Source organism: Bacillus sp. CGMCC 1.60114, assembly GCF_042676365.1.
In the GTDB taxonomy this organism is placed as follows: Bacteria; Bacillota; Bacilli; order Bacillales; family Bacillaceae_G; genus Bacillus_A; species Bacillus_A rhizoplanae_A.
This window is the reverse complement of the sequence record NZ_JBHTHG010000007.1, coordinates 97,708-121,650: the sequence shown is the minus strand read 5'-3', so window position 1 is coordinate 121,650 and position 23,943 is coordinate 97,708. Positions and strand designations below refer to the sequence as shown.

The 23,943-nt window shown below is 37.0% G+C and carries 23 protein-coding genes and 1 tRNA gene; 18 read left to right on the top strand and 6 right to left on the bottom strand.

Annotated elements, in window-relative coordinates; translation table 11 throughout:
• Positions 1-205: 205 nt before the first annotated feature.
• The 3 genes from cccA to ACFQZ1_RS03755 all read left to right on the top strand — a co-directional run bounded on the left by cccA (position 206) and on the right by ACFQZ1_RS03755 (position 2,798).
• A complete protein-coding gene (gene cccA, locus ACFQZ1_RS03765) occupies positions 206-565 on the top strand; it encodes a cytochrome c550 (protein ID WP_377880764.1) in 360 nt (119 codons plus the stop codon).
• Between the two features lie 407 nt (positions 566-972).
• Complete coding sequence (locus ACFQZ1_RS03760; protein WP_377881041.1) at positions 973-1,680, top strand: tRNA (adenine(22)-N(1))-methyltransferase; 708 nt, start codon at positions 973-975, stop codon at positions 1,678-1,680.
• On the top strand, positions 1,677-2,798 hold the full coding sequence (locus tag ACFQZ1_RS03755; protein WP_377880763.1) for a Nif3-like dinuclear metal center hexameric protein: 1,122 nt from the start codon (positions 1,677-1,679) through the stop codon (positions 2,796-2,798). The genes ACFQZ1_RS03760 and ACFQZ1_RS03755 overlap by 4 nt, the downstream gene beginning before the upstream one ends.
• Positions 2,799-2,934: 136 nt before the next feature.
• Here ACFQZ1_RS03755 and ACFQZ1_RS03750 read toward each other — a convergent pair whose 3' ends face one another.
• Together ACFQZ1_RS03750 and vrrA are read right to left on the bottom strand one after the other, a co-directional pair.
• A complete protein-coding gene (locus tag ACFQZ1_RS03750; RefSeq protein WP_377880762.1) occupies positions 2,935-3,876 on the bottom strand; it encodes a 4-hydroxy-3-methylbut-2-enyl diphosphate reductase in 942 nt (313 codons plus the stop codon).
• 90 nt (positions 3,877-3,966) lie between these two features.
• Positions 3,967-4,689 (bottom strand): VrrA/YqfQ family protein, encoded by a 723-nt coding sequence (gene vrrA, locus ACFQZ1_RS03745; protein ID WP_377880761.1) that lies wholly within the window; start codon positions 4,687-4,689, stop codon positions 3,967-3,969.
• A 178-nt stretch (positions 4,690-4,867) separates the two neighbouring features.
• Here vrrA and ACFQZ1_RS03740 point away from each other — a divergent pair, with 178 nt between their 5' ends.
• Together ACFQZ1_RS03740 and ACFQZ1_RS03735 are read left to right on the top strand one after the other, a co-directional pair.
• The gene (locus ACFQZ1_RS03740) at positions 4,868-6,178 is read left to right on the top strand and encodes a DEAD/DEAH box helicase (protein WP_377880760.1); all 1,311 of its coding nucleotides are present in this window, start codon (positions 4,868-4,870) and stop codon (positions 6,176-6,178) included.
• A 296-nt stretch (positions 6,179-6,474) separates the two neighbouring features.
• On the top strand, positions 6,475-7,371 hold the full coding sequence (locus ACFQZ1_RS03735) for a deoxyribonuclease IV (RefSeq protein ID WP_377880758.1): 897 nt from the start codon (positions 6,475-6,477) through the stop codon (positions 7,369-7,371).
• Between the two features lie 21 nt (positions 7,372-7,392).
• On the opposite strand, the gene ACFQZ1_RS03730 is transcribed toward ACFQZ1_RS03735, so the two are convergent.
• Entirely contained in the window at positions 7,393-7,647 is a 255-nt protein-coding gene (locus ACFQZ1_RS03730; protein WP_377880757.1) for a DUF2624 domain-containing protein, read from the bottom strand.
• A 149-nt stretch (positions 7,648-7,796) separates the two neighbouring features.
• Here ACFQZ1_RS03730 and ACFQZ1_RS03725 point away from each other — a divergent pair, with 149 nt between their 5' ends.
• From ACFQZ1_RS03725 to ACFQZ1_RS03710, 4 genes are all read left to right on the top strand, one after another.
• The gene (locus tag ACFQZ1_RS03725; RefSeq protein WP_377880755.1) at positions 7,797-8,675 is read left to right on the top strand and encodes a YitT family protein; all 879 of its coding nucleotides are present in this window, start codon (positions 7,797-7,799) and stop codon (positions 8,673-8,675) included.
• A 157-nt stretch (positions 8,676-8,832) separates the two neighbouring features.
• Complete coding sequence (locus ACFQZ1_RS03720) at positions 8,833-9,606, top strand: metal ABC transporter ATP-binding protein (RefSeq protein ID WP_377880753.1); 774 nt, start codon at positions 8,833-8,835, stop codon at positions 9,604-9,606.
• The gene (locus ACFQZ1_RS03715; protein ID WP_377880752.1) at positions 9,603-10,436 is read left to right on the top strand and encodes a metal ABC transporter permease; all 834 of its coding nucleotides are present in this window, start codon (positions 9,603-9,605) and stop codon (positions 10,434-10,436) included. Before ACFQZ1_RS03720 ends, ACFQZ1_RS03715 begins: the two co-directional genes overlap by 4 nt.
• 13 nt (positions 10,437-10,449) lie before the next feature.
• Complete coding sequence (locus ACFQZ1_RS03710) at positions 10,450-10,863, top strand: Fur family transcriptional regulator (RefSeq protein WP_377880751.1); 414 nt, start codon at positions 10,450-10,452, stop codon at positions 10,861-10,863.
• A 53-nt stretch (positions 10,864-10,916) separates the two neighbouring features.
• Here ACFQZ1_RS03710 and ispG read toward each other — a convergent pair whose 3' ends face one another.
• The 3 genes from ispG to ACFQZ1_RS03695 form a co-directional block, all read right to left on the bottom strand.
• Complete coding sequence (gene ispG / locus ACFQZ1_RS03705; protein ID WP_098307794.1) at positions 10,917-12,008, bottom strand: flavodoxin-dependent (E)-4-hydroxy-3-methylbut-2-enyl-diphosphate synthase; 1,092 nt, start codon at positions 12,006-12,008, stop codon at positions 10,917-10,919.
• A gap of 317 nt (positions 12,009-12,325) precedes the next feature.
• Positions 12,326-12,667 (bottom strand): hypothetical protein, encoded by a 342-nt coding sequence (locus ACFQZ1_RS03700; protein ID WP_377880750.1) that lies wholly within the window; start codon positions 12,665-12,667, stop codon positions 12,326-12,328.
• A 64-nt stretch (positions 12,668-12,731) separates the two neighbouring features.
• Positions 12,732-13,499, bottom strand: a complete 768-nt coding sequence (locus tag ACFQZ1_RS03695) for a DUF1189 domain-containing protein (RefSeq protein ID WP_377880749.1) — start codon at positions 13,497-13,499, stop codon at positions 12,732-12,734.
• Between the two features lie 224 nt (positions 13,500-13,723).
• Here ACFQZ1_RS03695 and ACFQZ1_RS03690 point away from each other — a divergent pair.
• The 9 genes from ACFQZ1_RS03690 to phoU all read left to right on the top strand — a co-directional run bounded on the left by ACFQZ1_RS03690 (position 13,724) and on the right by phoU (position 23,414).
• Positions 13,724-13,797: transfer RNA gene (locus ACFQZ1_RS03690), tRNA-Ile, on the top strand.
• Between the two features lie 224 nt (positions 13,798-14,021).
• Positions 14,022-14,633, top strand: a complete 612-nt coding sequence (sodA, locus tag ACFQZ1_RS03685; RefSeq protein WP_377880747.1) for a superoxide dismutase [Mn] — start codon at positions 14,022-14,024, stop codon at positions 14,631-14,633.
• 311 nt (positions 14,634-14,944) lie between these two features.
• Positions 14,945-16,222, top strand: coding sequence for an MFS transporter (locus ACFQZ1_RS03680; RefSeq protein WP_377880746.1), 1,278 nt, complete (start codon positions 14,945-14,947; stop codon positions 16,220-16,222).
• A gap of 108 nt (positions 16,223-16,330) precedes the next feature.
• Entirely contained in the window at positions 16,331-18,454 is a 2,124-nt protein-coding gene (locus ACFQZ1_RS03675; protein ID WP_377880745.1) for a peptidoglycan D,D-transpeptidase FtsI family protein, read from the top strand.
• Between the two features lie 592 nt (positions 18,455-19,046).
• Positions 19,047-19,961 carry a PstS family phosphate ABC transporter substrate-binding protein gene (locus tag ACFQZ1_RS03670; RefSeq protein ID WP_377880743.1) on the top strand — a complete coding sequence of 305 codons (915 nt, stop codon included), beginning with the start codon at positions 19,047-19,049 and terminating at the stop codon, positions 19,959-19,961.
• A 27-nt stretch (positions 19,962-19,988) separates the two neighbouring features.
• A complete protein-coding gene (pstC, locus tag ACFQZ1_RS03665; protein WP_377880742.1) occupies positions 19,989-20,939 on the top strand; it encodes a phosphate ABC transporter permease subunit PstC in 951 nt (316 codons plus the stop codon).
• A 1-nt stretch (position 20,940) separates the two neighbouring features.
• Positions 20,941-21,807, top strand: a complete 867-nt coding sequence (gene pstA, locus ACFQZ1_RS03660; protein WP_377880740.1) for a phosphate ABC transporter permease PstA — start codon at positions 20,941-20,943, stop codon at positions 21,805-21,807.
• A 30-nt stretch (positions 21,808-21,837) separates the two neighbouring features.
• Entirely contained in the window at positions 21,838-22,653 is an 816-nt protein-coding gene (gene pstB, locus ACFQZ1_RS03655) for a phosphate ABC transporter ATP-binding protein (RefSeq protein WP_377880739.1), read from the top strand.
• Between the two features lie 104 nt (positions 22,654-22,757).
• Positions 22,758-23,414, top strand: coding sequence for a phosphate signaling complex protein PhoU (gene phoU, locus ACFQZ1_RS03650; RefSeq protein WP_377880738.1), 657 nt, complete (start codon positions 22,758-22,760; stop codon positions 23,412-23,414).
• Positions 23,415-23,943 lie beyond the last annotated feature (529 nt).

Sequence of the window (23,943 nt, the reverse complement as noted above, 5' to 3'; positions counted from 1 at the left end):
TATGTAGAAAATATAACTGTTTATGATGAGAAAAGTGGATATTTATCAAAAATTTACGTGATTTTGTAGCGGAATAATTGATAGAAAATATGGAATATTTTTAACATAGTATAGTTTGGTCTTTTCTGGTAGAGCGTTTTCAAGTACAATATAAATAACTGAATCATCAAACTATTAGGGGATGTAGAGGGGGAAAAAGAAAAAAATGAAGCGTAATCCGTTAATTCCATTTGCTCTTATTGCTGTATTGGGAATTGTTATGATGTTTGTATTTTCATTTCAAGGCATGCATAAATCCAAGGAGCTAGCTGAGGCGAAGAAACACGGGGGGAAAGCGACGCAAACAGCAACAAAACCTGATGAGATTGTAAAACAAAATTGTACAAGTTGTCATGGTGATCAGTTGCAAGGAGCAGTTGGTCCTAATTTACAAAAAGTGGGTGACAGACTTTCGAAGGATCAAATCCAAGAAGTTATTTTAAAAGGAAGAGGAAACATGCCACCGGGTATTATTCCAGCGGATCAAGCATCAAAGGTTGCGGATTGGTTATCAAAGAAAAAATAATATGCTGTTACATGGAAACTCTTTGCGTTTAAGCGAAGGGTCTTTTTTTGTCTTTATCCCGCTATTCGTGGGCAGTAAGACCCCCACCTCAAGAATCAGAGAGAAGCAAAGAAGATAGGTGGGGGATGAAGAAAACCTCCACTGACGGAAGTTTCACATTATTATGTTTGCTTTCTGTTTACCTTCTTTTTAAAATAAAGAGGATCAAGACAATCCTGAAAAGGGCATGTAGTGACTACATGAAACAATTACTTGGTGATATATGTTAGTTTCACTATATCACCTAGAACGTTGAATTCGAAAAAAATGGTTTGTAAGGTAAGTAAAATAATTTATTCCCTTGCAACAACAACTATAAATTCTTTATCATGGAGACAGACCGAAAAGAGAAGGAGCAATTGAAACAAATGAATGAAGTAAAGCTTTCAAAACGATTAGAAGAAGTAGTGCTTGAAATTCCAACAGGTTCTACTGTTGCAGATATTGGTTCGGATCATGCTTATTTACCTTGCTATACAATTTTGCATCATATTGCCGTGCAGGCGATAGCAGGAGAGGTTGTAGAAGGTCCGTTTCGTTCTGCACAAGCTACAGTAGCAGAATGTGGATTGCAAGATAAAGTGAGTGTACGGAAAGGGAATGGTTTAGAAGTCATCGCGCCAGGGGAAGTGAATGTAATTACAATTGCAGGTATGGGTGGTGCGTTAATTCGTGATATTTTAGAAAATGGAAAAGAGAAGCTGAGTGGTGTAACTCGTTTAGTTTTACAACCTAACATTGCTGCACATCATATTCGTGAATGGTTTATTGAGAATGGTTGGGAATTAATAAAAGAAAAAATCGTAAAAGAAGACGGAAAGATTTACGAAATTTTAGTAGGGGAACAGGGCAATGTTCTAGCGCCCTACAATGAGAAGAAAGAAGAAGCTTTATTCATGGGACCATTTTTAATGAAAGAGAAAAATGAAGTGTTTGTAGAAAAATGGGAAAATGAACGAAAAAACTTTGAAAATATTTTTAAGCAATTAGAACGTGCAACAGAAACAGAAGAGACGAAGGCGAAGCGAGCAGAAGTGCTAGAGAAGATCCGTATGATTGAGGAGGTTTTATCATGAGTAAAACGCCTAATGGATATGAAATCATTTCTTTATTTGAAAGTATGTACCCGAAACATTTAGCGGTCGAAGGCGATAAAGTTGGATTGCAAATTGGGGCATTAAATAAATCGGTAGAGAATGTGTTAATTGCGCTTGATGTAACAGAAGAAGTTGTACAAGAAGCAATTGAAAAAGGGGTAAATTTAATTATTGCCCATCATCCGCTTATTTTTAATCCGCTCAAAGTAATTCATACAGAGCAAGCGTACGGGCGTATTATTGAAATGTGTATAAAAAACGATATTGCAGTTTATGCTGCTCATACAAATGTGGATATCGCAAAAGGTGGTGTGAATGATTTACTTGCAGATGCTTTAGGATTGCAGGAAACGGAAGTACTTGTTCCTACTTATGCAGAAGAAATGAAAAAGCTAGTTGTATTTGTTCCTTCTTCGCATGCAGAAGCAGTACGTCAAGCAATCGGTAATGCAGGAGCAGGGTATATCGGAAATTATAGTCACTGTACGTTTAATAGTGAAGGCAAGGGTACATTTTTGCCGCAAGAAGGAACGAATCCGTATATCGGAGAGGCAGGGCGTTTAGAGCAGGTAGAAGAAGTTCGTATTGAAACGATTATCCCGGCGTCATTGCAACGTAAAATCATGAAGGCAATGCTACAGGCGCACCCGTATGAAGAAGTAGCATATGATATTTATCCGCTAGAGAACAAAGGTGAAACATTAGGACTTGGGAAAATCGGATATTTACCGCAAGAAATGACATTACAACAGTTTGCAGAGCATGTGAAGGAATCCCTTGAAGTGAAGGGAACTCGCGTTGTTGGAAACTTACATGATACTGTGAAAAAGGTAGCGGTACTTGGCGGGGATGGAAATAAATATATAAAGCAAGCAAAATTTAAAGGAGCAGACGTATATGTAACAGGAGATATGTATTATCATGTTGCGCATGATGCGATGATGCTCGGATTAAATATTGTAGACCCAGGGCACAATGTGGAGAAAGTGATGAAAAAAGGTGTGCAAAAACAATTACAAGCAAGAGTAGATGAGAGAAAATTTACTACGCGTATTCATGCTTCAGAATTACATACTGATCCATTTACATTTGTATAAAATGCAAAATGAAATCCGTTATCTCACAAGATAACGGATTTATTTGTATTGTCCCGATATTTTTGGGAGGCTTAATGCCCGTAAAAGCGAGCTCTCCATCAGTGGGGAAGAACACCTGCTGATGGAGAGCTGCACTTTATTTTACTTTTACTTTCGGTAAGATTTTTTGTAGTGGTACGTTTCGTTTACGCTCCCACGTTGCAGGATTGATTGGATCGTACTGTTCAAAAAATGCGATTACTTCTTTTGTGATAGGGGTTGGTGTAGAAGCACCTGCTGTAATAGCAACTGTTTCTACGCCTTGTAGCCATTCTAATTGAATTTCACTTACATCGGCAACACGGTATGCTTTTGTGCTAGCGATTTCCTCAGATACTTGTGCAAGGCGGTTAGAGTTATTACTTTTTGGATCGCCAACAACAATTGTTAAGTCAGCAGTATTTGCTTGTTTTGCAACCGCTTCTTGGCGCACCTGTGTAGCAAGACAAATCTCTTTGTGAAATTCTGCTGTTGGAAACTTTTCTTGAATTTTCTCCATAATATGTTGAACATCCCATTGACTCATCGTCGTTTGGTTTGTGACTAGAATTTTATTAGTTGGAATGGTAAGTGTTTCAAGGTCTGCTTCTTTCTCAATGAGATGGACAATATCTGGGGCAATCCCAACTGCACCTTCAGGCTCAGGATGTCCTTTTTTGCCGATATAAATAATATGATAGCCCTCTGCTTTTTTTGCTTCAATTAAGTCGTGTGTTTTTGTTACGTCAGGACATGTCGCATCAATTGTTGTTAGTCCTTTTTCTTTTGCACGTTGTTTTACTTCAGGAGATACACCGTGAGCTGTAAAAATAACAGTGCCAGACTCAATTTTCTCTAGAATATCTAAGCGGCTTGGGCCATCAAGTGTAATAATACCCTCCTCTTCAAACGCATCTGTTACGTGTTTGTTATGGACAATCATACCTAGAATATAAATAGGTCTTGGTAAAGTTTTATCCAGCGCTGCATTGCGCGCGATGACCATCGCATCTACAACACCGTAGCAATAGCCACGAGGAGAAATTTTAACAATTTTCATATAGTTAATCCGCTCCTTTAAAAAAGGATTTGTTTTATAAAGTCAACCCTTTTTATTATAAAGGAGAAGAAGGCGGATGACAAAGAAATGTTACACATATAACTTTGGTTTAGAAGTAGTAGATGGTATGGTTTCTACGTTTGCGTCATCTTCAAGTGTGATTTGGGAGGTAAGTGGTTTGCTTGTGATAGGTATTTGTTTAGATGGAGTGGGAGGTATTATTTCGACTTCTTCTGTTTGTTTTTCCTCAGTACTTTTTCCGGATGTAAGTATCTTCATTATGTTAGGGATACTGCGGACAACCGGGCCGTATTGCTGCACGACGGGTCCAAAGGATTGGGCCATTTGGACAACTTTTTCAACGTTGTTTAGCATTCCAGTGGGGTTTGAAATAAAGTTAGTGAAAAAGCTGCCAATCCCACTAGTTGTACTTCCTGCTGCTCCTGCCGCTCCGCGTGTTTCGTTTGCTATCCCGCGTGTTTCATTTGGTGCCATCATTTGAGGTTGCATCATTCTTTGCTGCTGCGGCGGTTGCATATATGGGTGGTTTTGCTGCTGCGGCGGTTGCATATATGGACGGTTTTGCTGATAGGGTATATTTGAGTATGTTTCCATTTGTCTATAAGGGGGCATCATATGCATATAATCTGCAGCTGGTTCGTTTTTTTTAAACAATTTTGCAAGAAACCCTTTCTTTTTAGGCATCATCGGCTGCATACCCGGTGACGGCTGCATACCTGGTGACGGATACATCGTATAAGGATATGGAGGCTGACCGTACATTTGTTGATATGGAGGGGATTTCATACGCATTAGGAAATCCTCCTTTCTTCAATTAGGTAATATACACTACAATATGCAATTAACAGAAAGAAGGTTAGTTTTTCTGCTGAAAAGCTAAACTAAAGATAGATTTTACTGGTAGATTTCGATATAATGTTAACTTGACTGATTAATGAACGCAGTAGAAATAAGGAAGAAGGTGGAATGTATGACAGTGCAAACATTTACACAGTATGATTTTCAACCATTTTTAATAGATGCAATTCGTGAATTACGTTTTTCAGAACCGACAGAAATTCAACAGAAGATTTTCCCGGTTGTGAAAAAGGGAATTAGTATTATCGGGCAATCACAAACAGGTTCTGGAAAAACACACGCGTATTTACTTCCAACGTTAAATCGTATTGATACAAATCGAGAGGAAGTACAGCTCGTAATTACAGCTCCAACTCGTGAATTAGCACAGCAAATTTATGCAGAAATTGTAAAGATAACAAAGTTTTGTGAAGAAGACAAAATGATTACAGCGCGTTGTTTTATCGGTGGGACAGATAAACAGCGTTCAATTGAAAAGCTGAAGAAACAACCGCATGTTGTTGTCGGAACACCTGGTCGTATTAAAGATTTAGTGGAAGAGCAAGCACTATTTGTACATACGGCTTCAGTTATTGTTGTCGATGAAGCAGATTTAATGCTTGATATGGGCTTTATTCACGATGTGGATAAAATTGCAGCGCGTATGCCGAAAAATTTACAAATGCTTGTTTTCTCAGCGACAATTCCGCAAAAGTTAAAACCATTTATGAAGAAATATATGGAGAACCCAGAGCATATTCATATTAATCCAAAGCAAATAGCAGCAGTTAATCTTGAACATCATCTTATTCCATCAAGACACCGTAATAAAGTTGAGCTTGTGAAAAATATGTTACTGCAATATCAGCCGTATTTAGCGATCGTGTTTACAAATACAAAAAAAATGGCTGATGAAGTAGCTGATGGTTTAGCGGAGCGCGGTTTAAAAGTTGGTCGTATTCACGGTGATTTATCCCCTCGTGACCGCAAGAAAATGATGAAACAAGTTCGTGATTTAGAATTCCAATACATTGTAGCTACGGATTTAGCTGCACGTGGTATTGATATTGAGGGAATTAGTCATGTTATTAACTATGAAATTCCGTCCGATTTAGATTTCTTTATTCACCGTGTTGGCCGAACTGCACGTGCTGGGTACTCTGGTATTGCAGCAACAATTTATGATCCGGCTGATGAAGAAGCATTAGATACTTTAGAGAAGCAACGCCATATTGAATTCAAACATGTTGATTTGCGTGCAGGTGAGTGGGTTGAATTAGGACCTCGTCGTCGTCGTCAAAGTCGTAAGAAACCAAATGATCAATTGGATGCTATGGCGCAAAAAGTTGTGAAAAAACCGAAAAAAGTAAAACCGAACTATAAGAAAAAGCTTGAATGGGAACGCGAAAAAATTAAGAAAAAATATAGCAAAAAGAAAAGATAAGGGACTCCTTATCTTTTTTTATGGATAAGAATTTCCCCGCTATTCGTGGGCAGTAAGACCCCCACCTCAAGATTCAGAAAAAGCGAAGGAGATAGGTGGGGGATAACTGCCAATAAAAGCCCGATTGGGCGGGCTTTCCATCAGTGGGTATGAAGAAAATCCCCACTGATAGAAGTTTCACTTTATGAAATTTGGAAATGTTTAGCGTTTGTGCTTTTTTATAGAGAAGTCAAGAGTGTCAGGTTTCTACAAATTATGCTATCATTATAGCTATTGTATGTATAAGAGGTGATCACATGTTGAAAATCGGATCTCACGTTTCGATGAGTGGAAAGAAAATGCTATTAGCAGCGAGTGAGGAAGCTGTATCCTATGGTGCAACAACGTTTATGGTTTATACAGGGGCACCGCAAAATACGAGAAGGAAACCAATTGAAGAGTTAAATATAGAAGCTGGACGTAAACATATGGAACTTCATGGGATTGAAGAAATTGTTGTTCATGCACCTTATATTATTAATATTGGTAACACAATAAAACCTGAAACGTTCCAGCTAGGTGTTGATTTTCTTCGTATGGAAATTGAAAGAACATCAGCATTAGGCGTTGCAAAGCAAATTGTACTCCATCCGGGAGCGCATGTTGGAGCAGGTGCGGATGCAGGAATCCAAAAAATTATTGAAGGATTAAATGAAGTAGTAACAGCTGATCAAACAGTGAACATTGCGCTAGAAACAATGGCTGGAAAAGGGACGGAGTGCGGACGCAGTTTTGAAGAGCTTGCTAGAATCATTGATGGTGTAACACATAATGAGAAGTTATCTGTATGCTTTGATACGTGTCATACACATGATGCTGGTTATGATATTGTTAATGATTTTGACGGTGTTTTAAACGAGTTTGATAAAATTGTAGGTATTGATCGTTTACAAGTATTACACATTAATGATAGTAAGAATGAGCGCGGTGCTAGAAAAGACCGTCATGAAAATATCGGTTTTGGTCATATTGGCTATAAAACATTGCACCACATTGTACATCATCCGCAATTACAGCATGTACCGAAAATTCTTGAAACACCGTATGTAGGTGAGGATAAACAAGATAAAAAGCCGCCGTATAAATTTGAAATTGAAATGTTGAAAAACGGTATGTTTGATGAAGAGATTCTTCAGAAAATTAAAGGTCAATAAAAAAGGGGAGTCCCCCTTTTTTTATTTTGTTAATTTTTGGAATAGGGTATTGATTTGTTGTGCGGTAGCAGGAGAAGTAACCTTTGCAATTTGTTTTAAAAGTTGCAATCTTTCTTGAGTATCATAAATATTAATATGTTTTCCTTGAATTAATGTAACGATTTTGTCTGCTTGTTCGCTTGTAATAGATACTCCATATTGTGTACTATATTTTAATAATTCTTTAGAAGTCATAGAGTTTATTTTTTTGTTTACAAACTGTTGAATGAGGTTCATGGTGTTGCCTCCTTTGTTTTGTCCTCATATCCGAATATATGTGGAATATGCTTGTATATATTCCAAAGCAGACTGTTTTCTCATCAGAAGAATAAGAGTATGTTATAATAAAAGAATAAAACTATATGAAAATCATTAAAGGAGGTAACATGGAAAAAAAACAACATAGAAAAGAAAGTATCATTCATCTTTTGTATCGTCTTGTTATGATTGTAATAGGTGCTGGCTGTGCTGCAGTTGCACTCGAACTCTTTTTAATTCCAAACAAAATTATTGATGGTGGTATTATCGGTGTTTCCCTCATATTAGATTACCTTACACCAAATATATGGTGGCTAAGCTTTTCCACTTTAGTTGTAATCCTCAATTTACCATTTATGTACTCAGGTTATAAGCAAATCGGAAAAACATTTATGTTATCTTCTGTTTTTGCAGTTGTATGTTTAGCTTTCATTGAGTCGACATTACATTCTATTCAGCCCTTTACGACAGAGCCGATTTTAGCGACTGTCTTTGGCGGATTAATTTTAGGTGTTGGTGTTGGGCTTGTAATTAGACATGGTGGTTCATTAGATGGAGCGGAAATTCTAGGTATTTTACTAACAAAGAAATTACCGTTTTCTGTTGGTGAATTTGTGATGTTTATGAATATTTTCGTCTTTTCTTGGGCGGCATTTGTGTTTGGCGTAGAACAAGCAATGTATTCTGTTATGACATACTATATTGCCTTTAAAACAATTGATACAGTTATTCAAGGTTTGGATGAAACAAAAGCAGTTATTATTGTGTCAGACCATTATGAAGAGGTATCAAATGCAATTTTACATCGACTTGGTCGTGGAACAACGAAGTTGGTTGGAAAAGGTGGCTATACAGATAAAGAAAAAGAAGTCATCTATGCAGTTATTACTCGTTTAGAGGTAACGAAGCTAAAATCGATTGTTCATGAAGTAGATGAAAATGCTTTTATTACTATAATGAATACGCAAGAAACAAAAGGTGCAAAATTTAAATCAGCAATTCACTAAAAGCAGAGAGATTTTCTCTGCTTTTTGCTATAATAGAAGGGTTGTCTAAATGAGAGGTATATTCTAGGGCAGATTGGTTTACAACTCGTAATAAGCTGTAATATAATTCAAATAGAAATAAATCGGAATCATTCTGAATTAAAATAGGTGAGGTATGATGGAATATATATTAGAAATCAAGAATTTAACCTTTCGTTATGAAGAGCGAAATGTGTTAGAGAACATTCAATTACAAGTTCCTAAAGGAGCTTTTTTAGGTTTGGTAGGACCAAATGGATCGGGGAAATCTACATTATTAAAATGTATATTAGGTATTTTAAGACCGAAACAAGGGACGATTCGGTTGTTTGGTGTCGATAGTAAAAAGTTTAAAAATTGGAATAAAGTTGGATATGTTTCACAAAAGGCAAATAGCTTTAACTCTGGATTCCCGGCAACTGTATTTGAAGTTGTTTCGATGGGACTTGTTTCTAAAAAAGGTTTGTTTCGTTTTTTATCAAAGTCTGATAAAGAAAAAGTAAGACAGGCCATCGCCAATGTTGGAATGAGTGATTTTATAAATCGGAATATTGGAGAGCTTTCCGGAGGACAACAGCAGCGCGTCTTTATTGCAAGAGCGCTTGTCAGCGATCCAGAGCTATTGATTTTGGATGAACCGACAGTAGGTGTAGACGTAAAAAACGTTGAAAGTTTTTACGAAATGCTTGCACATTTAAATAAGAAATTAGGAATTACACTTATTCTTGTGACGCATGATATTGGCGCGGTGACAGAAAAAGTGACGCATGTAGCGTGCTTAAATCAGCATCTACACTTCCATGGGAATGTAGAGACATTCCGAGAGTTAGAAGATGCTGAAATGTCGTTATTATATGGTCATCATGTTCATCGTTTAGAGCATGATCACGAGCATCACGGGGGGATACGATGATACAGGATTTTTTGCAATATGACTTTTTACGAAATTCTTTATATGCTGGAATTTTAATTGGAATTGTTGCCCCGCTGCTAGGTGTTTTTGTTGTAATTCGTCGTTTATCGTTCATTGCTGATGCGTTAAGTCATGTTACGTTGTCAGGTATTGCAGCGAGTTTATTACTAGAAAAAACAGTATTTACCGGTGGCTTTTTAAATCCATTATATATGGGAATGGTATTTTCTATTGGCGGTGCCTTACTTATTGAAAAATTAAGAACGGTATATAAACATTATCAAGAATTAGCAGTTCCAATTATTTTATCAGCTGGTATTGGAATCGGTGTTGTGTTCATTTCGCTTGCGAATGGGTTTAATACAGATTTATTTAGCTATTTGTTTGGTAGTGTGAGCGCGGTAACAAGCGGAGATTTACTCATTATTGGATTAGTTGCTATTGTTGTGGTCGTTGTTATCATTTTATTATACAAAGAACTGTTCTTATTATCTTTTGATGAAGAATATGCTGTAGCAACAGGTTTGCGTGCAAAATGGATTCACTTTATTTTTGTTATTTTAGTTGCACTTGTGATTGCGGTTTCGATGCGTGTGGTCGGTATTCTTCTCGTTTCATCGTTAATGACATTACCGGTTGCAGCGAGTATTCGCATTGCAAAAGGATTTAAGCAAACAATTTTCTACTCTATTGTATTTGGGGAAATTTCGGTAATCGGAGGTATGTTGGCTTCTTATCAGCTTAACCTAGCTCCAGGTGGTACAATTGTTGTGTTAGCAGTTCTTATTTTAATTGGTGCAATCTTATGGGAGAAGAAAAAAACTGCGTAAAGTAGGGATGATTATGAATCTTACAGAAGCTTTACACCTTATGAAAGAAAAGGGCTATAAACATACCGGAAAAAGAGAAGAGATGCTTCGACTGTTTGCAACTCACAATAAATATTTAACAGCCAGAGATGTTTTAGCTAATATGAAAGATGATTATCCGGGATTAAGCTTTGATACCATTTATCGTAATTTAACTTTATTTGTGGAAATTGGTATTTTGGAACAGACTGAATTAAATGGTGAAAAGCATTTTCGCTTCAAATGTTCTACTACAGAACACCATCATCATTTCATTTGTTTAGATTGCGGAGGAACGAAGGAAATTACATCGTGTCCAATGGAATTAATGAATAAAGATTTTAAAGGATTTGAAGTAACAGGGCATAAGTTTGAAATATATGGACGTTGTCCGAAATGTGCACAATAAAAAAGCTTGTCAGTTTTGAAACTGACAAGCTTTTTTAGTAGAATTTTTTCGCCTTATTTTTCTTGTTTTGCTGCATATTCTGCTGCAATTTTATCAATTTCTTTTTTTAATTCTTCTACCATTGTTTCTTCTGGTACTTTACGTACAATTTCACCTTTACGGAAAAGCAGACCTTCTCCGCGTGCTCCGGCAATCCCGATGTCAGCTTCACGTGCTTCACCAGGACCATTTACTGCACAGCCAAGTACCGCAACTTTAATCGGTGCTTTAATTTTTGAAATATATTCTTCTACTTCATTTGCGATGCTAATTAAGTCAATTTCAATACGTCCACAAGTCGGACAAGAGATCAATGTAGCAGCGTTAGAAGCAAGACCAAATGATTTTAATAGTTCGCGCGCAACTTTTACTTCTTCAACTGGGTCTGCACTTAATGAAATACGTAGTGTGTTACCAATGCCTTTGCTTAAGATAGCTCCAAGACCGGCTGCACTTTTGACAGTTCCAGCAAATAAAGTTCCAGATTCCGTAATACCGAGGTGTAATGGATAATCAAAAGCACGTGAAGCTTTTTCGTATGCTTCAATTGCTAAGTTCACATCAGACGCTTTCATCGATACGATGATATCGTGAAAATCTAAATCCTCTAAAATTTTAATGTGATGCAATGCGCTTTCTACCATGCCATCTGCTGTTGGATATCCGTATTTTTCTAAAATATGACGTTCTAATGAACCTGCATTTACACCGATGCGAATTGGAATACCGCGTTCTTTTGCAGCATTTACAACTGCTTCAACTTTATGACGGCGACCGATATTTCCTGGATTGATACGAACTTTGTCAATACCGCCTTCAATTGCTTTTAATGCGAGACGATAGTCGAAGTGAATATCAGCAACAAGAGGGATATTAATTTGTTTTTTAATATCAGCAATTGCATCTGCAGCGCGTTCATCTGGAACTGCTACACGAACAATTTGACAACCTGCTTCTTCTAAACGTTTAATTTCGGCAACTGTTGCTTCTACATCATGCGTTTTTGTTGTTGTCATACTTTGTATAATTAATTCATTATTACCGCCAATTGTTAAATTTCCAACTTTAACAGGACGTGTTTTTGTACGATGAGTTATTTCATTCACGAATAGATCGCTCTCCTTATAAAAGAAGTTTCTTATTTTGTAGACAAATACAATTCATATTATATGCAGTATTTATCTAGTGAAGCCAAATGTCTAGTTTCACTTTTTCTATTGTATCAGCGCTTTGCTGCAGTTGACAAGAATTATGTAATGCTATTTATCCTGCTATTCGTGGGCAGTAAGATCTCCCACCTCAAGATTCAAAGAGAAACGAGGAAGGTAGGTGGGGGGGATAACTGCCCGTAAAAGCCCGATTGGTGAGAGCTTTCCATCAGTGGGGAATGGAAAACCCCCTCACTGATGGAAGTTTCACTTTATTATGGATAGAGAGGGAATTTGTATTTTTTTCCGATCTGTATTTTTGCAGGAGATTCATTTTGGTTTAATCCTTTAAAATCTGTAACAACCTTTTCAATAGAAGGAATTTTTTTTTTGTTAATTTCTTCTGTAATGGATAGAACGGTATCACCTGTTTTTACTTCAATGATTTTATATTTTGCTGATAATATATTTTCTTTTTGGTCGTTCTTTGAAGCTTTAGCTGAAGTTTCTTTTGTTTTGGAATATGTATGAAGCAACGGCAAAGTGCCGATTGTAATATCGTAGTACAAAATGTAACCGAGGACAAGCAACAATAAGATGCCGCCAAGTCTTTTCATATTTCTCACTCCTTTGTAGAAAAATATATGCTTGTCCAAAAAAAAAATGCCTTGAAGGCATTTTTTAAAGTGAATTTTTTTCTTTTGGCTTTGGTACTTCTTTTATTGTTAAGTAAAGTACAATTAGAACAACAGTAACAAATAAAAACAACGCACTTGGGACGTAAATTTTTAACAAGTCCATTATCATAAAGAATATAGTTGGGATTGTATAACTGTAAGCAGTTAATGTCCAAATTTGTTTGTAAGATAGCTTGCGCTGTCCGCTCATTGCAGAGCCGATAAATGCTAATAGCGTAACACCAAGGAATGTAATGAAGAGCTGGAATAAGTAAATAAATATCCCGATAACGAACATAGCAATTGGATATATGCTATCGACAAATGAAACTAATTCTTGAATATCTTTCTTTTCAAAAGTTGAATTTCCAAAGTCACTATATAGAAATGATTGTGTTTTTTGTTCTGCTGCTGAAGTCACCTTATCTTTTAAGATGAACAAACCATCTCGGTTTGGATACGCACTTGTATCCGTTGCGTTTGGATCAAATACAAAAATAAAATTTGTGTCATCTTTTACAATGGGTTTGTCGATGTCTGCATGAAGTTCACCATTTTCAATTTTAAAATCAGGCACATCTTTTTCGATAGAACGATCAACCAGACTGATACCATCTTGAATGAAACTTCCAAATAGAATTGTTTTTGGAACGGTAGCAAGTAAACATAACAACATTATGTAAAGAATCGTTTTTCCGACTTTTTGAAAACGAAAAAGTGCCATCTCTTTTGGTACATATAAACTTTTAAACAATTGCGTAAATATGGACATGAATTCACTTCCTTCTTTTAAATATACTGATTTACCACCTCATTGTAACGTACGTTTCTAAAGAATCACAAGATATATCATGCGTGATATGAAAATACAATTGACACATTTCTTTTCAATATGGTAAATTTATCTTACATTTTTATATGTAATCATACATTCCGTAGTAGTTTAACTGACTAGAACATACAAGATACCTTGGCAATTATTCGTATATATATTGTGGACCCTTAGCTCAGCTGGTTAGAGCAGACGGCTCATAACCGTCCGGTCGTAGGTTCGAGTCCTACAGGGTCCATACCCATTTCAAATATTCATACATAGCACATATGCTTCCTTATAGAAGGAAGCTTTTTTTACGAAATACATGAGCATTTCGTTTGAAAAGAAATGGGAAATTTGCTACTTTAATGTTAGCGAGGCAATACGTTAAATTTGTTTTCAGCCCTATGTAATTAGGGTAAAATGAATTTGTATGCCGAGTCATTATCGGTAAATACATACAATGGGAGGAATATAACAATGGCAAAACATGAATTACCAAATTTACCTTATGCGTATGATGCATTAGAACCTCATTTTGACAAAGAAACAATGAACATCCATCATACAAAACATCACAACACATACGTAACAAACTTAAATGCTGCATTAGAAGGACATGCTGAATTAGCAGAAAAAAGCATTGAAGAATTAGTTGCAAACTTAAACGAAGTGCCAGAAGCAATTCGCACAGCAGTACGCAATAACGGTGGTGGACATGCAAACCACTCTTTATTCTGGACAATTCTTTCTCCAAATGGCGGCGGACAGCCAGTAGGTGAACTTGCAGGCGCAATTGATGCGAAATTCGGCAGCTTCGATGCATTTAAAGAAGAGTTTGCAAAAGCAGGCGCAACTCGCTTCGGTTCTGGCTGGGCATGGCTTGTTGTAAACAATGGTGAGTTAGAAGTAACAAGCACACCAAACCAAGATACTCCATTAATGGAAGGTAAAACTCCAGTTTTAGGATTAGACGTTTGGGAGCATGCATACTACTTACATTACCAAAACCGTCGTCCTGACTACATCGGTGCATTCTGGAACGTTGTAGATTGGAACGCAGTTGAAAAACGTTACCAAGACGCAAAATAATTATACTTATAAAAGCTAGGAGATCTTTCTCCTAGCTTTTTTTGTTTTCTCACACCAGTCCGATTGGTAAGGCTAGCTGTCAATGGAGAAAAACACTCCGTTGACGGGAGTTTCACTTTACCCCGCTCAAACAGGCGGTAAGAAGCTTTACAGGGAAGAGAACCATGAACCGCCTGTAAGAGCCCGATTGGTTCAACTAACCGTCAATAGAGAAAAGCACTCCATTGACGGAAGTTTCACTTTACCCCTTCTTCTTTACATAATTGTGGCCTTCTTTGGAAGACTAGAACATGAAGTAAAGGAGAGTTCATATGAAATGGAAACATTTAATTGGCGATGTTGAGGTGAATCGTGACTTAGTATTATTACTCACAATTGGCGGGTTATATGCGTTGGCTATTTCGTTGTCGAATACGTTTGTTAATATTTATTTATGGAAACAAACGAAGGATTTTGTGAATATTGGTCTTTATAATTTAGCAAGCGTTGTTTTACAACCACTGACATTTCTTGTTGCCGGAAAATTAGCGAAACGAGTAGATCGTACGATTTTGCTCCGAATTGGTGTGACAACATTAGCTATTTTTTTTATTGTTGTATTACTAACAGGAACAAATGCTTCTCAGTATATTTTACTTATCGGTAGTTTGCTTGGAATGGGATATGGGTTTTACTGGCTCTCATTTAATTTATTAACATTTGAAATTACAGAGCCGGAGACACGGGATTTTTTTAACGGATTTCTCGGATTGCTTAGCTCATTTTCGGGCATGATTGGTCCGATTGCATCCGGATTTATCATTTCGCGTATGGAAAAGTGGAGTGGTTATACATTCGTTTTTTTTCTGTCTTTAACCTTATTTACTATTGCAGTTGTGGTCAGTTTTTTTCTCACAAAGCGTGAATGTGAAGGACGTTATGAACTTGTTGAAGTAATGAAAGAGAGAAAGAATAATAAAAACTGGGGAAGAATTACACTTGCTCACTTCTTTCAAGGTTTACGAGAAGGTACATTTATATTTGTTATTTCTGTATATGTGTACTTGGCTTCTGGAAGCGAATTAGCGCTAGGAAAATATGGACTTGTAAATTCTGCTGTTTCTTTCATTTGTTACTATTTAGTAGCACGTGTAATGAAAAAGGAATGGAGAAAAAAAGCCATTTTAATTGGTGGAATTATTTTATATGCCGTTGTATTTTTAGTTGTTTTTCATGTTACGTATACGAAATTGCTCATATATGCAGCTTGTATTGCTGTGGCGTATCCAATTCTTCTTGTTCCATACGGTTCGATGACATATGATATAATTGGCAGAGCCAAACAAGCAAAAGAGCGGCGAGTAGAATATATTGTTGTTCGTGAACTATGGTTAAACGGAGGAAGAATCTGTTCTGTTTTAAGTTTCCTACTAGCGGTTTCGTTATTTCCGGCAGAAAAAAGTTTGCCTGTTTTATTATTAATATTGGGTGCTGGACATTTACTCATCTATTTTGCAATTCGAAATGTCAAATACGGTGATGAAAAAGCGCATTGTGCAAGGCTAGACGTTGTACAAACGACTCAAAATACAACTGAAGGAGAAGGTTAACTTCTGCCCTATTTTATGTTAAAATAATAAAACGTATATGACAGTAGCGAGGACACCTGAAGAAGGTGTCCCTTTCCGCTTGTATAGCGGTTGGCAGAGGGGGTCCGTATGAGTAAGAAAAAGAAAAAGAAGAAAACCACGATTCCGTTTCGGTTAAACGTGTTGTTTTTCTGTGTGTTTTTACTGTTTTCTACAGTTATTGTCCGCTTAGGAATGGTACAGATTGTAAATGGTGAAAGTTATAAAAATGAAGTAGATAAAAAAGAAAACTTAACAGTAAGTACCCCTGTTCCACGCGGAAAGATTTTTGACAGGTACGGTCGTGCAGTTGTAGATAATACACCACTTCGAACGATTACGTATACAAGAGTGAAGGGGTCGAAACCTGAAGAACGTTTAGAAACCGCAAAACAACTTGCGAAACTGATTGATGTACCGACTGATAAGTTAACAGAACGAGATAAAAAAGATTATTGGATGCTGTTAAATCCAGAGCGGGCAAAAGAAAAAATCACGAAAAAAGATGAAGCGGATTTCAAAGCGAAAAAGATTGATGATAAGCAACTGGCACAGCGTCAACTGGACCATATTACAGAAGCAGAATTAAATGAATTAACTGCTGAGGATTTAAAGGTGTTAGCAATTAAGAGTAAAATGGACAGCGGTTATGCAATGACGCCGCAAATTATAAAAAAAGATGTTACACCTGAAGAATATGCTGTAATTAGTGAGAACTTAGAAAAGTTGCCAGGAGTAGACACTACGGTTGATTGGGATCGTAACTATGCTTATGGTGATATGTTCCGCACTGTACTTGGCGGTGTAACGAGTTCTGATGAGGGATTACCGCGAGAGAATCTAGATTACTACTTAGTTCGTGATTACGATCGTAATGATCGCGTCGGAAAAAGTTATATTGAGCAGCAATATGAAGACGCATTGCATGGTACAAAAGCAGAAGTGAAAAATATTACAGACTCAAAGGGCAACATTATTGAAACAGATTACGTATCTAAAGGAGAAAGCGGAAAGAATTTAACTCTGACTATTGATATGGAACTGCAAAAGAAGGTTGAACAAATTATTGAGGATGAAATGAAAAAAGCGAAAGCCTCAGGCTCAGCAGGTTATATGGACCGGGCGTTCGTTGTTATGATGAATCCGAAAAACGGAGAAATTTTATCAATGGCTGGTAAACAATTTGCGAATGACAATGGGCAGTCTACTCTAAAAGATTATGCACTTGGCACGATGACGAGTTCATATGAAATGGGTTCGACTGTAAAAGGGGCAACTCTTTTGACAGGATATCAAACAGGAGCTATTACGCCAGGAGAAGTAATTGTCGATGAACCACTGAACTTTAAAGGTACGAAGGTGAAAAAGTCATGGACAGGGAATGGAATGGGACCAATCGATGACTTAACTGCCCTGCAACGATCTTCAAACGTATATATGTTTAAAACGGCGATGGCAATTGCTGGTACACCATATGTGCCGGGTGGTACATTAAACGTTAAACAAAAGACTTTTGATACAATGCGTTATTACTTTAATCAATTTGGTCTTGGAGTGCCAACGGGAATAGATTTACCGAATGAGGTGTATGGAGTAAAAGGACCAGCAGGAGAACCTGGTAAGCTACTTGATTTTGCGATTGGACAGTTTGACACTTATACACCTCTGCAATTGGCACAATATGTATCAACGATTGCGAATGGCGGTTATCGCATGAAGCCGCAAATTGTAAAAGAAATTCGCAGGCCGACTTCAAAACCAGAAGATATAGGGCAAGTTGTGCAGTCGATGGAACCAGTTGTCTTAAATCGAGTAGATATGAAAGAGGATTATATTAAACACGTCCAAGATGGCTTTAAAATGGTAATGCAAACACAGAACGGAACAGGTCATACTGCTTTTGGTACTGCCACATATGATCCGGCAGGAAAAACAGGAACAGCACAGTCAGTTTATGCAGGTCCTGACCAAAAAGAAGTAAAAGCAAGGTTAGGTCAATTGCCAAATACGTATAATTTAACGATGATTGGATATGCGCCGGCATCTGATCCGGAAGTTGCATTTTCTGTTGTTGTTCCGTGGCTGTCTGATGATCACAATCCAGTCAGCAGAAATATTGCACGCCGAGTTATGGACGCATACTTTGATTTGAAAAAGCAAGAAATTAGCGGAAACGCTGGAGCATTAGAAGATACTTCAAAAACAAATCAATAAGAATAAAAATATGTAAGGTTGGCACACTATCTGTGAAGATAGTGTGCTTTTTTTTATGTGTGCCGCATATAGTGATGAAAGAAGTGTACAAGCTTATGGAATAAGACTTGTGTTTTGTAATTTAATAAATGAAATGAGATTCATCCCGTTATTCACAGATAGTAAGACTCTTCTCTCAAGATTCAGAGGAAATAAAGAAGATAGGAGGGGAAGCATTCGCTGGTAAAAGTTTGCTCAAACAGACGGTAAGCAGTAGAGCAAGGAAGAGAGATTCTAAACCGCCTGTAAGAGTCCGATTGGTTCAACTAACTGTCAATGGAGAAAACATTCCATTGACAGAAGTTTCACTTTATATACGCTACAGATGCATAATTGCTTGTTCGTTAATGTATAAAAAATGTTGATGTTTACAAAGCTTTTACAAACTGTTAAAGCCGAGTTAATAGTTCGGCATTATTGCTTGTTCGTTAGCGTATAAAGAAATGTTGATATTTACAAAACTTTTACAAACTATTAAAACCGAGTTAATAGTTCGGCATTATTCTTATATGTGTACTTCTGTTATCAGAAGGCCCCTAGGAGGAAATATTACGTGAAACGTAATAGAACATACACCATGGTTATATTATCGATATTTTTTTTATCTGCTAATGCGTTACCTATTTCTGCCGCGAATATTGTAGGGAAAGTACAAATTGATGGATCTTCTACAATTTTTCCGATTATGGAAGCAGTGGCAGAAGAGTATACGAAACGAGACCCCTCTGTAAAAATTTCCATTGGTATATCTGGAACAGGAGGAGGGTTTCATCGTTTTGGAAAAGGCGAAGTGGATATGACGAATGCTTCTAGGCCAATGAAAAAAGAAGAAGAGCAACTTGCTATGAAGCATCACATCACGTATACGCCACTTCAAATTGCGTATGATGGACTTACGCTTATTGTGAATCGTGAGAATACATGGGCAGATAATCTTACAATAGAAGAGTTACAAGCAGTATGGAGTGAAAATGAGACAACGAAAAAATGGTCACAAATTCATCCGAAATGGCCGCAGGAAACGATACAATTTTATGCACCAGGGGTAGATTCTGGTACGTACGATTATTTTCAAAATGTAGTGTTGCAAAAAAATCTCATAACAAAAACAGTTACATTATCCGAAGATGACAATGTTCTAATAAGAGGTGTTATGAGTAATAAAAACGCAATTGCGTTTGTTGGATATGCATATTATGCCGCGAATCGTGACAAAGTAAAGGCCGTAAAAATTAACGGTATTCCCCCAGCGAAAGAAACAATTCAATCTGGGGCATATAAGCCGTTGTCTAGGCCGCTCTATGTATATGTAAACAATTCTTCTATTCGAGCAAAAAAAAGTGTTGCGAATTATGCATCTTTTATGATGAAGCACGCAGGAGAGCTTGTAGAGGAGATTGGATATGTGAAGTTACCGCAATATAAATATAATCAACAACTGCAAATGTTAACAGAAATACAAAAATAATGTCAGGATGGAGAGGGGTTTTCATCTTTGGCTCGTAATGATAAGAGTCGCGTTACGGTTTCTGTTCAACATTTGATTGAAAGAAATATGGGCAAGCGAAAGAAAGCACAGCGAATCAATCAAATGGTTCCTTTCGTACTACGAATAATCGCCAGTATTTCTATTGTTACAACGATAGGAATTATTGTAACTTTAGCAAATGAAACATTTATGTTTTTTGAAAGAGTATCAATGGTTTCCTTTTTTACAGAAAAAGAATGGCTTCCTTTTTTTGAAAACCCTAAGTTTGGTATTTTACCGCTTATATATGGAACTGTGCTTGTTACTATCATTGCAATGGCTGTTGCAATTCCAATTGGATTAGGAAGTGCAATATTTTTAAGTGAATATGCTTCTAATTCAGCAAGGAAGGTATTAAAACCGGTATTAGAACTATTGGCGGGGATTCCGACAATTGTATACGGTTTTTTTGCCTTAACAGTTGTTACACCTATTTTGCAGCGCGTCGTCCCGGATTTACAGTTTTTTAATGCACTTAGTCCAGGGATTGTAATTGGTATCATGATGATTCCAACGATTGCATCTCTTAGTGAGGATGCGATGCGTGCTGTACCGAATCAGGTGCGAGAAGCTTCCTTTGCAATCGGGGCCACTCGTTTTGAAACGGCAAAGAACATTGTATTACCAGCAGCTTTTACGGGAGTTGTAGCAGCGATTGTGTTAGCCGCCTCAAGAGCAGTTGGAGAAACGATGATTGTTGTCATTGCGGGCGGTTCAACGCCAAGCTTATCATTAGACCCGACACAGTCTATTCAGACGCTAACGGCTTATATTGTGCAAGTTAGCTTAGGAGATGCTCCTTATGGAACGCTGACCTATTACAGTATGTATGCTGTCGGAGCAACGCTATTTATTTTTACATTGATCATGAATGTGATTGCGCAGTATATTATGCGTCGCTTTAAGGAGGCGACATAATATGCGTATGTTAAATGAGCGAAATATAGAAGAACATATGCCTTCTCGATTCCGGAAAGATCGTGTATGCAAGATTGCATTTCGTATAACGATGTTATTTTCAATTTGTATATTAATTTTTTTGTTGTACCAAATTTTCCGACAAGGCATAACATATATTTCATTTGATTTTTTTACTAATTTTGCATCGCGAAATCCGGAGAAAGCTGGTATTGCAGCTGCTTTATCGGGAACGATTTTATTTATGAGTGTTGTTACTCCTACTTCTTTTTTATTTGGAGTCGGAACAGCTCTTTATTTAGAATACTATGCCAAGCAATCATTGTTTACACGAATAATAAAAATCAACATTCAAACGTTGGCAGGAGTACCATCTGTTGTTTTTGGATTATTGGGGTTAACAATGTTTGTATATGGATTGCAGTTAGGTGAAAGTATATTGGCAGCAGCATTAACGATGAGTCTTCTCGTTTTGCCGACAGTTGTTGTAGCAGCTCAAGAGGCACTTCGATCTGTACCGAAATCTCTGTTAGAAGCTTCTTATGGAGTAGGAGCAACGAAGTGGCAAACAATGTCTCGTGTTGTTATTCGGGCAGCGATGCCAGGAATTTTAACAGGCTGTATTTTAGCATTATCACGAGCCATTGGAGAAGCAGCGCCATTACTTGTTATTGGGGCACTTGCTTTTGCAAACTATGTACCGCTTGATGTATTTGATAAATTTACAGTTTTACCAATTCAAATCTTTAATTGGATGAGCAGGCCGCAAGAGGAGTTTCAGCATGTAGCAGCAGCTGGGATTATTGTATTACTACTGTTGTTGCTTTTTATAAATACTTTTGCAATATGGCTACGAAATCGTAAGTAAGAAGGACATGGATGAAAGGGGAATTTCAAAATGGTATCCACAGTAGTAAATGTACAGGTGAAAAATGAAGAAAAAACTATCCCTCAGACAAAAAAAGTGGTATTTGATACGAAAAATTTAAACTTATGGTATGGAGAAGACCATGCATTAAAGGATATTAATTTAAGTATTTACGAAAATGAAGTGACAGCAATTATTGGGCCGAGTGGTTGTGGAAAATCTACGTATTTAAAAACATTAAATCGTATGGTTGAACTAGTACCAATCGTTAGGACAACAGGGGCAATTGAATATCGTAATCGTAACATTTTCGAAAAATCTTATCCTGTTGAGGAACTGCGTACACATGTTGGAATGGTATTTCAGAAGCCAAATCCATTTCCAAAATCAATTTACGAAAATGTTGTGTATGGCCCGAAGATTCATGGTATTCGCGATAAGAAAACGTTGGACGAAATTGTTGAGAAGAGTTTGCGCGGTGCGGCGATTTGGGATGAATTAAAAGATAGATTACATGATAATGCGTATGGGCTATCAGGTGGACAGCAGCAACGTTTATGTATTGCACGTTGCTTAGCAATTGAACCAGATGTCATTTTAATGGATGAACCAACATCAGCGTTAGATCCAATTTCTACATTAAAAGTGGAAGAGTTAATTCAAGAGTTAAAGAAAGATTTCAGTATCGTTATTGTTACGCATAATATGCAACAAGCAGCGCGTATTTCTGATAAAACTGCTTTCTTCTTAAGTGGAGAAGTAGTGGAATATACAGAAACGAATAAATTATTTACAACTCCAACAGACAAACGAACAGAAGATTATATTACAGGCCGATTCGGTTAATAGTGTCTGTTTGAGAGAGAAATGTATGTTCTTATCAATTGGAATAATTCGGTGAGAGCTTCATCTTATATTGGGGCACGTGTAACGAATAAAGGGGGACCAACATGGTACGCGAACAATTTCAGTATGATCTGCAAGCATTACAGCAAAAAATTATTGAACTAGGTGAATTAGCAAAACAAGCTCTTGAAATTGCAATGGAAGGATTGCGTACAAGAGATGTAGAGAAGGCGCTTGAGGTAATCGATGGTGATTATCGTATGGATAATTTGGAAGAAGAAATTAATGATTTTGCATTAATGTTGATTACGAAACAACAACCTGTTGCTAGTGATTTACGAAGAATTTTTATTTCAATTAAAACCGCAACAGATTTAGAACGTATTGCAGATCACGCAGTAAATATTGCCAAGTCGACAATCCGTCTTGGTGAAAAAGAAGTATCTGTATCATTACAAAACCTTGAAGATATGTTCAAAATTGCAATAGATATGCTGCAAAATGTGATTCAATCTTATAGAGAAGAAAACTTAACATATGCGAAAAAGATTGCTGAGATGGATGATGAAGTCGATGAACTTTATGGGAAAGCTATTCGCGAGTTTATTTCTTCTATTCCAAATCAGCCAGAGACGATTGGACAAATCACACAACTGTCGTTTATTGCACGTTATATTGAACGAGTTGCAGATCATACTACAAACATTGCGGAAAATGTTTTTTATCTTGTAAAAGGGAAGCATTATTTATTAAATGAATAAAAATTATTAAGAGAGGAATGCAGAATGTTCCTCTCTTTTTTTAGTCAAAATGTTACAAAAAAGGATTATTGTTACTTTATTATTATGGTGGTAATATGGATTATAATGCGATTGAAAGAAAGCGCTTACTTTTTGTTCATGAAAGGAAGTTGCACTTTACCCCGCTCAAACGGTTGGTAAGAGGTATAAGCAAGAAGAAGGTCAAACCACCCGTAAGAGCCCGATTGGTTCAACTAAGCTTTCATGAAAAAAAGCGTTCATGAAAGGAAGTTTCACTTTACCCCGCTCAAACGGTTGGTAAGAGGTATAAGCAAGAAGAAAATCAAACCACCCGTAAGAACCCGATTGGTTCAACTAAGCTTTCATGAAAAAAGCGTTCATGAAAAGAAGTTGCACTTTACCCCGCTCAAACGGTTGGTAAGAGGTATAAGCAAGAAGAAGGTCAAACCACCCGTAAGAGCCCGATTGGTTCAACTAACCTTTCATGAAAAAAGCGTTCATGAAAGGGAGTTTCACTTTATTCTTCTAC

Excerpts from the sequence above, each read along its gene's own strand:
- ACFQZ1_RS03735 (WP_377880758.1), top strand. The coding sequence starts at position 6,475 with ATGTTGAAAATCGGATCTCACGTTTCGATGAGTGGAAAGAAAATGCTA.
- ACFQZ1_RS03740 (WP_377880760.1), top strand. The coding sequence starts at position 4,868 with ATGACAGTGCAAACATTTACACAGTATGATTTTCAACCATTTTTAATA.
- pstA (WP_377880740.1), top strand. The coding sequence starts at position 20,941 with ATGCGTATGTTAAATGAGCGAAATATAGAAGAACATATGCCTTCTCGA.
- ACFQZ1_RS03720 (WP_377880753.1), top strand. The coding sequence starts at position 8,833 with ATGGAATATATATTAGAAATCAAGAATTTAACCTTTCGTTATGAAGAG.
- ACFQZ1_RS03750 (WP_377880762.1), bottom strand. The coding sequence starts at position 3,876 with ATGAAAATTGTTAAAATTTCTCCTCGTGGCTATTGCTACGGTGTTGTA.
- ACFQZ1_RS03680 (WP_377880746.1), top strand. The coding sequence starts at position 14,945 with ATGAAATGGAAACATTTAATTGGCGATGTTGAGGTGAATCGTGACTTA.
- ACFQZ1_RS03725 (WP_377880755.1), top strand. The coding sequence starts at position 7,797 with ATGGAAAAAAAACAACATAGAAAAGAAAGTATCATTCATCTTTTGTAT.
- ACFQZ1_RS03695 (WP_377880749.1), bottom strand. The coding sequence starts at position 13,499 with ATGTCCATATTTACGCAATTGTTTAAAAGTTTATATGTACCAAAAGAG.
- ACFQZ1_RS03700 (WP_377880750.1), bottom strand. The coding sequence starts at position 12,667 with ATGAAAAGACTTGGCGGCATCTTATTGTTGCTTGTCCTCGGTTACATT.
- sodA (WP_377880747.1), top strand. The coding sequence starts at position 14,022 with ATGGCAAAACATGAATTACCAAATTTACCTTATGCGTATGATGCATTA.
- pstB (WP_377880739.1), top strand. The coding sequence starts at position 21,838 with ATGGTATCCACAGTAGTAAATGTACAGGTGAAAAATGAAGAAAAAACT.
- cccA (WP_377880764.1), top strand. The coding sequence starts at position 206 with ATGAAGCGTAATCCGTTAATTCCATTTGCTCTTATTGCTGTATTGGGA.
- vrrA (WP_377880761.1), bottom strand. The coding sequence starts at position 4,689 with ATGCGTATGAAATCCCCTCCATATCAACAAATGTACGGTCAGCCTCCA.
- ACFQZ1_RS03710 (WP_377880751.1), top strand. The coding sequence starts at position 10,450 with ATGAATCTTACAGAAGCTTTACACCTTATGAAAGAAAAGGGCTATAAA.
- ACFQZ1_RS03755 (WP_377880763.1), top strand. The coding sequence starts at position 1,677 with ATGAGTAAAACGCCTAATGGATATGAAATCATTTCTTTATTTGAAAGT.
- ACFQZ1_RS03715 (WP_377880752.1), top strand. The coding sequence starts at position 9,603 with ATGATACAGGATTTTTTGCAATATGACTTTTTACGAAATTCTTTATAT.
- ACFQZ1_RS03675 (WP_377880745.1), top strand. The coding sequence starts at position 16,331 with ATGAGTAAGAAAAAGAAAAAGAAGAAAACCACGATTCCGTTTCGGTTA.
- phoU (WP_377880738.1), top strand. The coding sequence starts at position 22,758 with ATGGTACGCGAACAATTTCAGTATGATCTGCAAGCATTACAGCAAAAA.
- ACFQZ1_RS03760 (WP_377881041.1), top strand. The coding sequence starts at position 973 with ATGAATGAAGTAAAGCTTTCAAAACGATTAGAAGAAGTAGTGCTTGAA.
- ACFQZ1_RS03730 (WP_377880757.1), bottom strand. The coding sequence starts at position 7,647 with ATGAACCTCATTCAACAGTTTGTAAACAAAAAAATAAACTCTATGACT.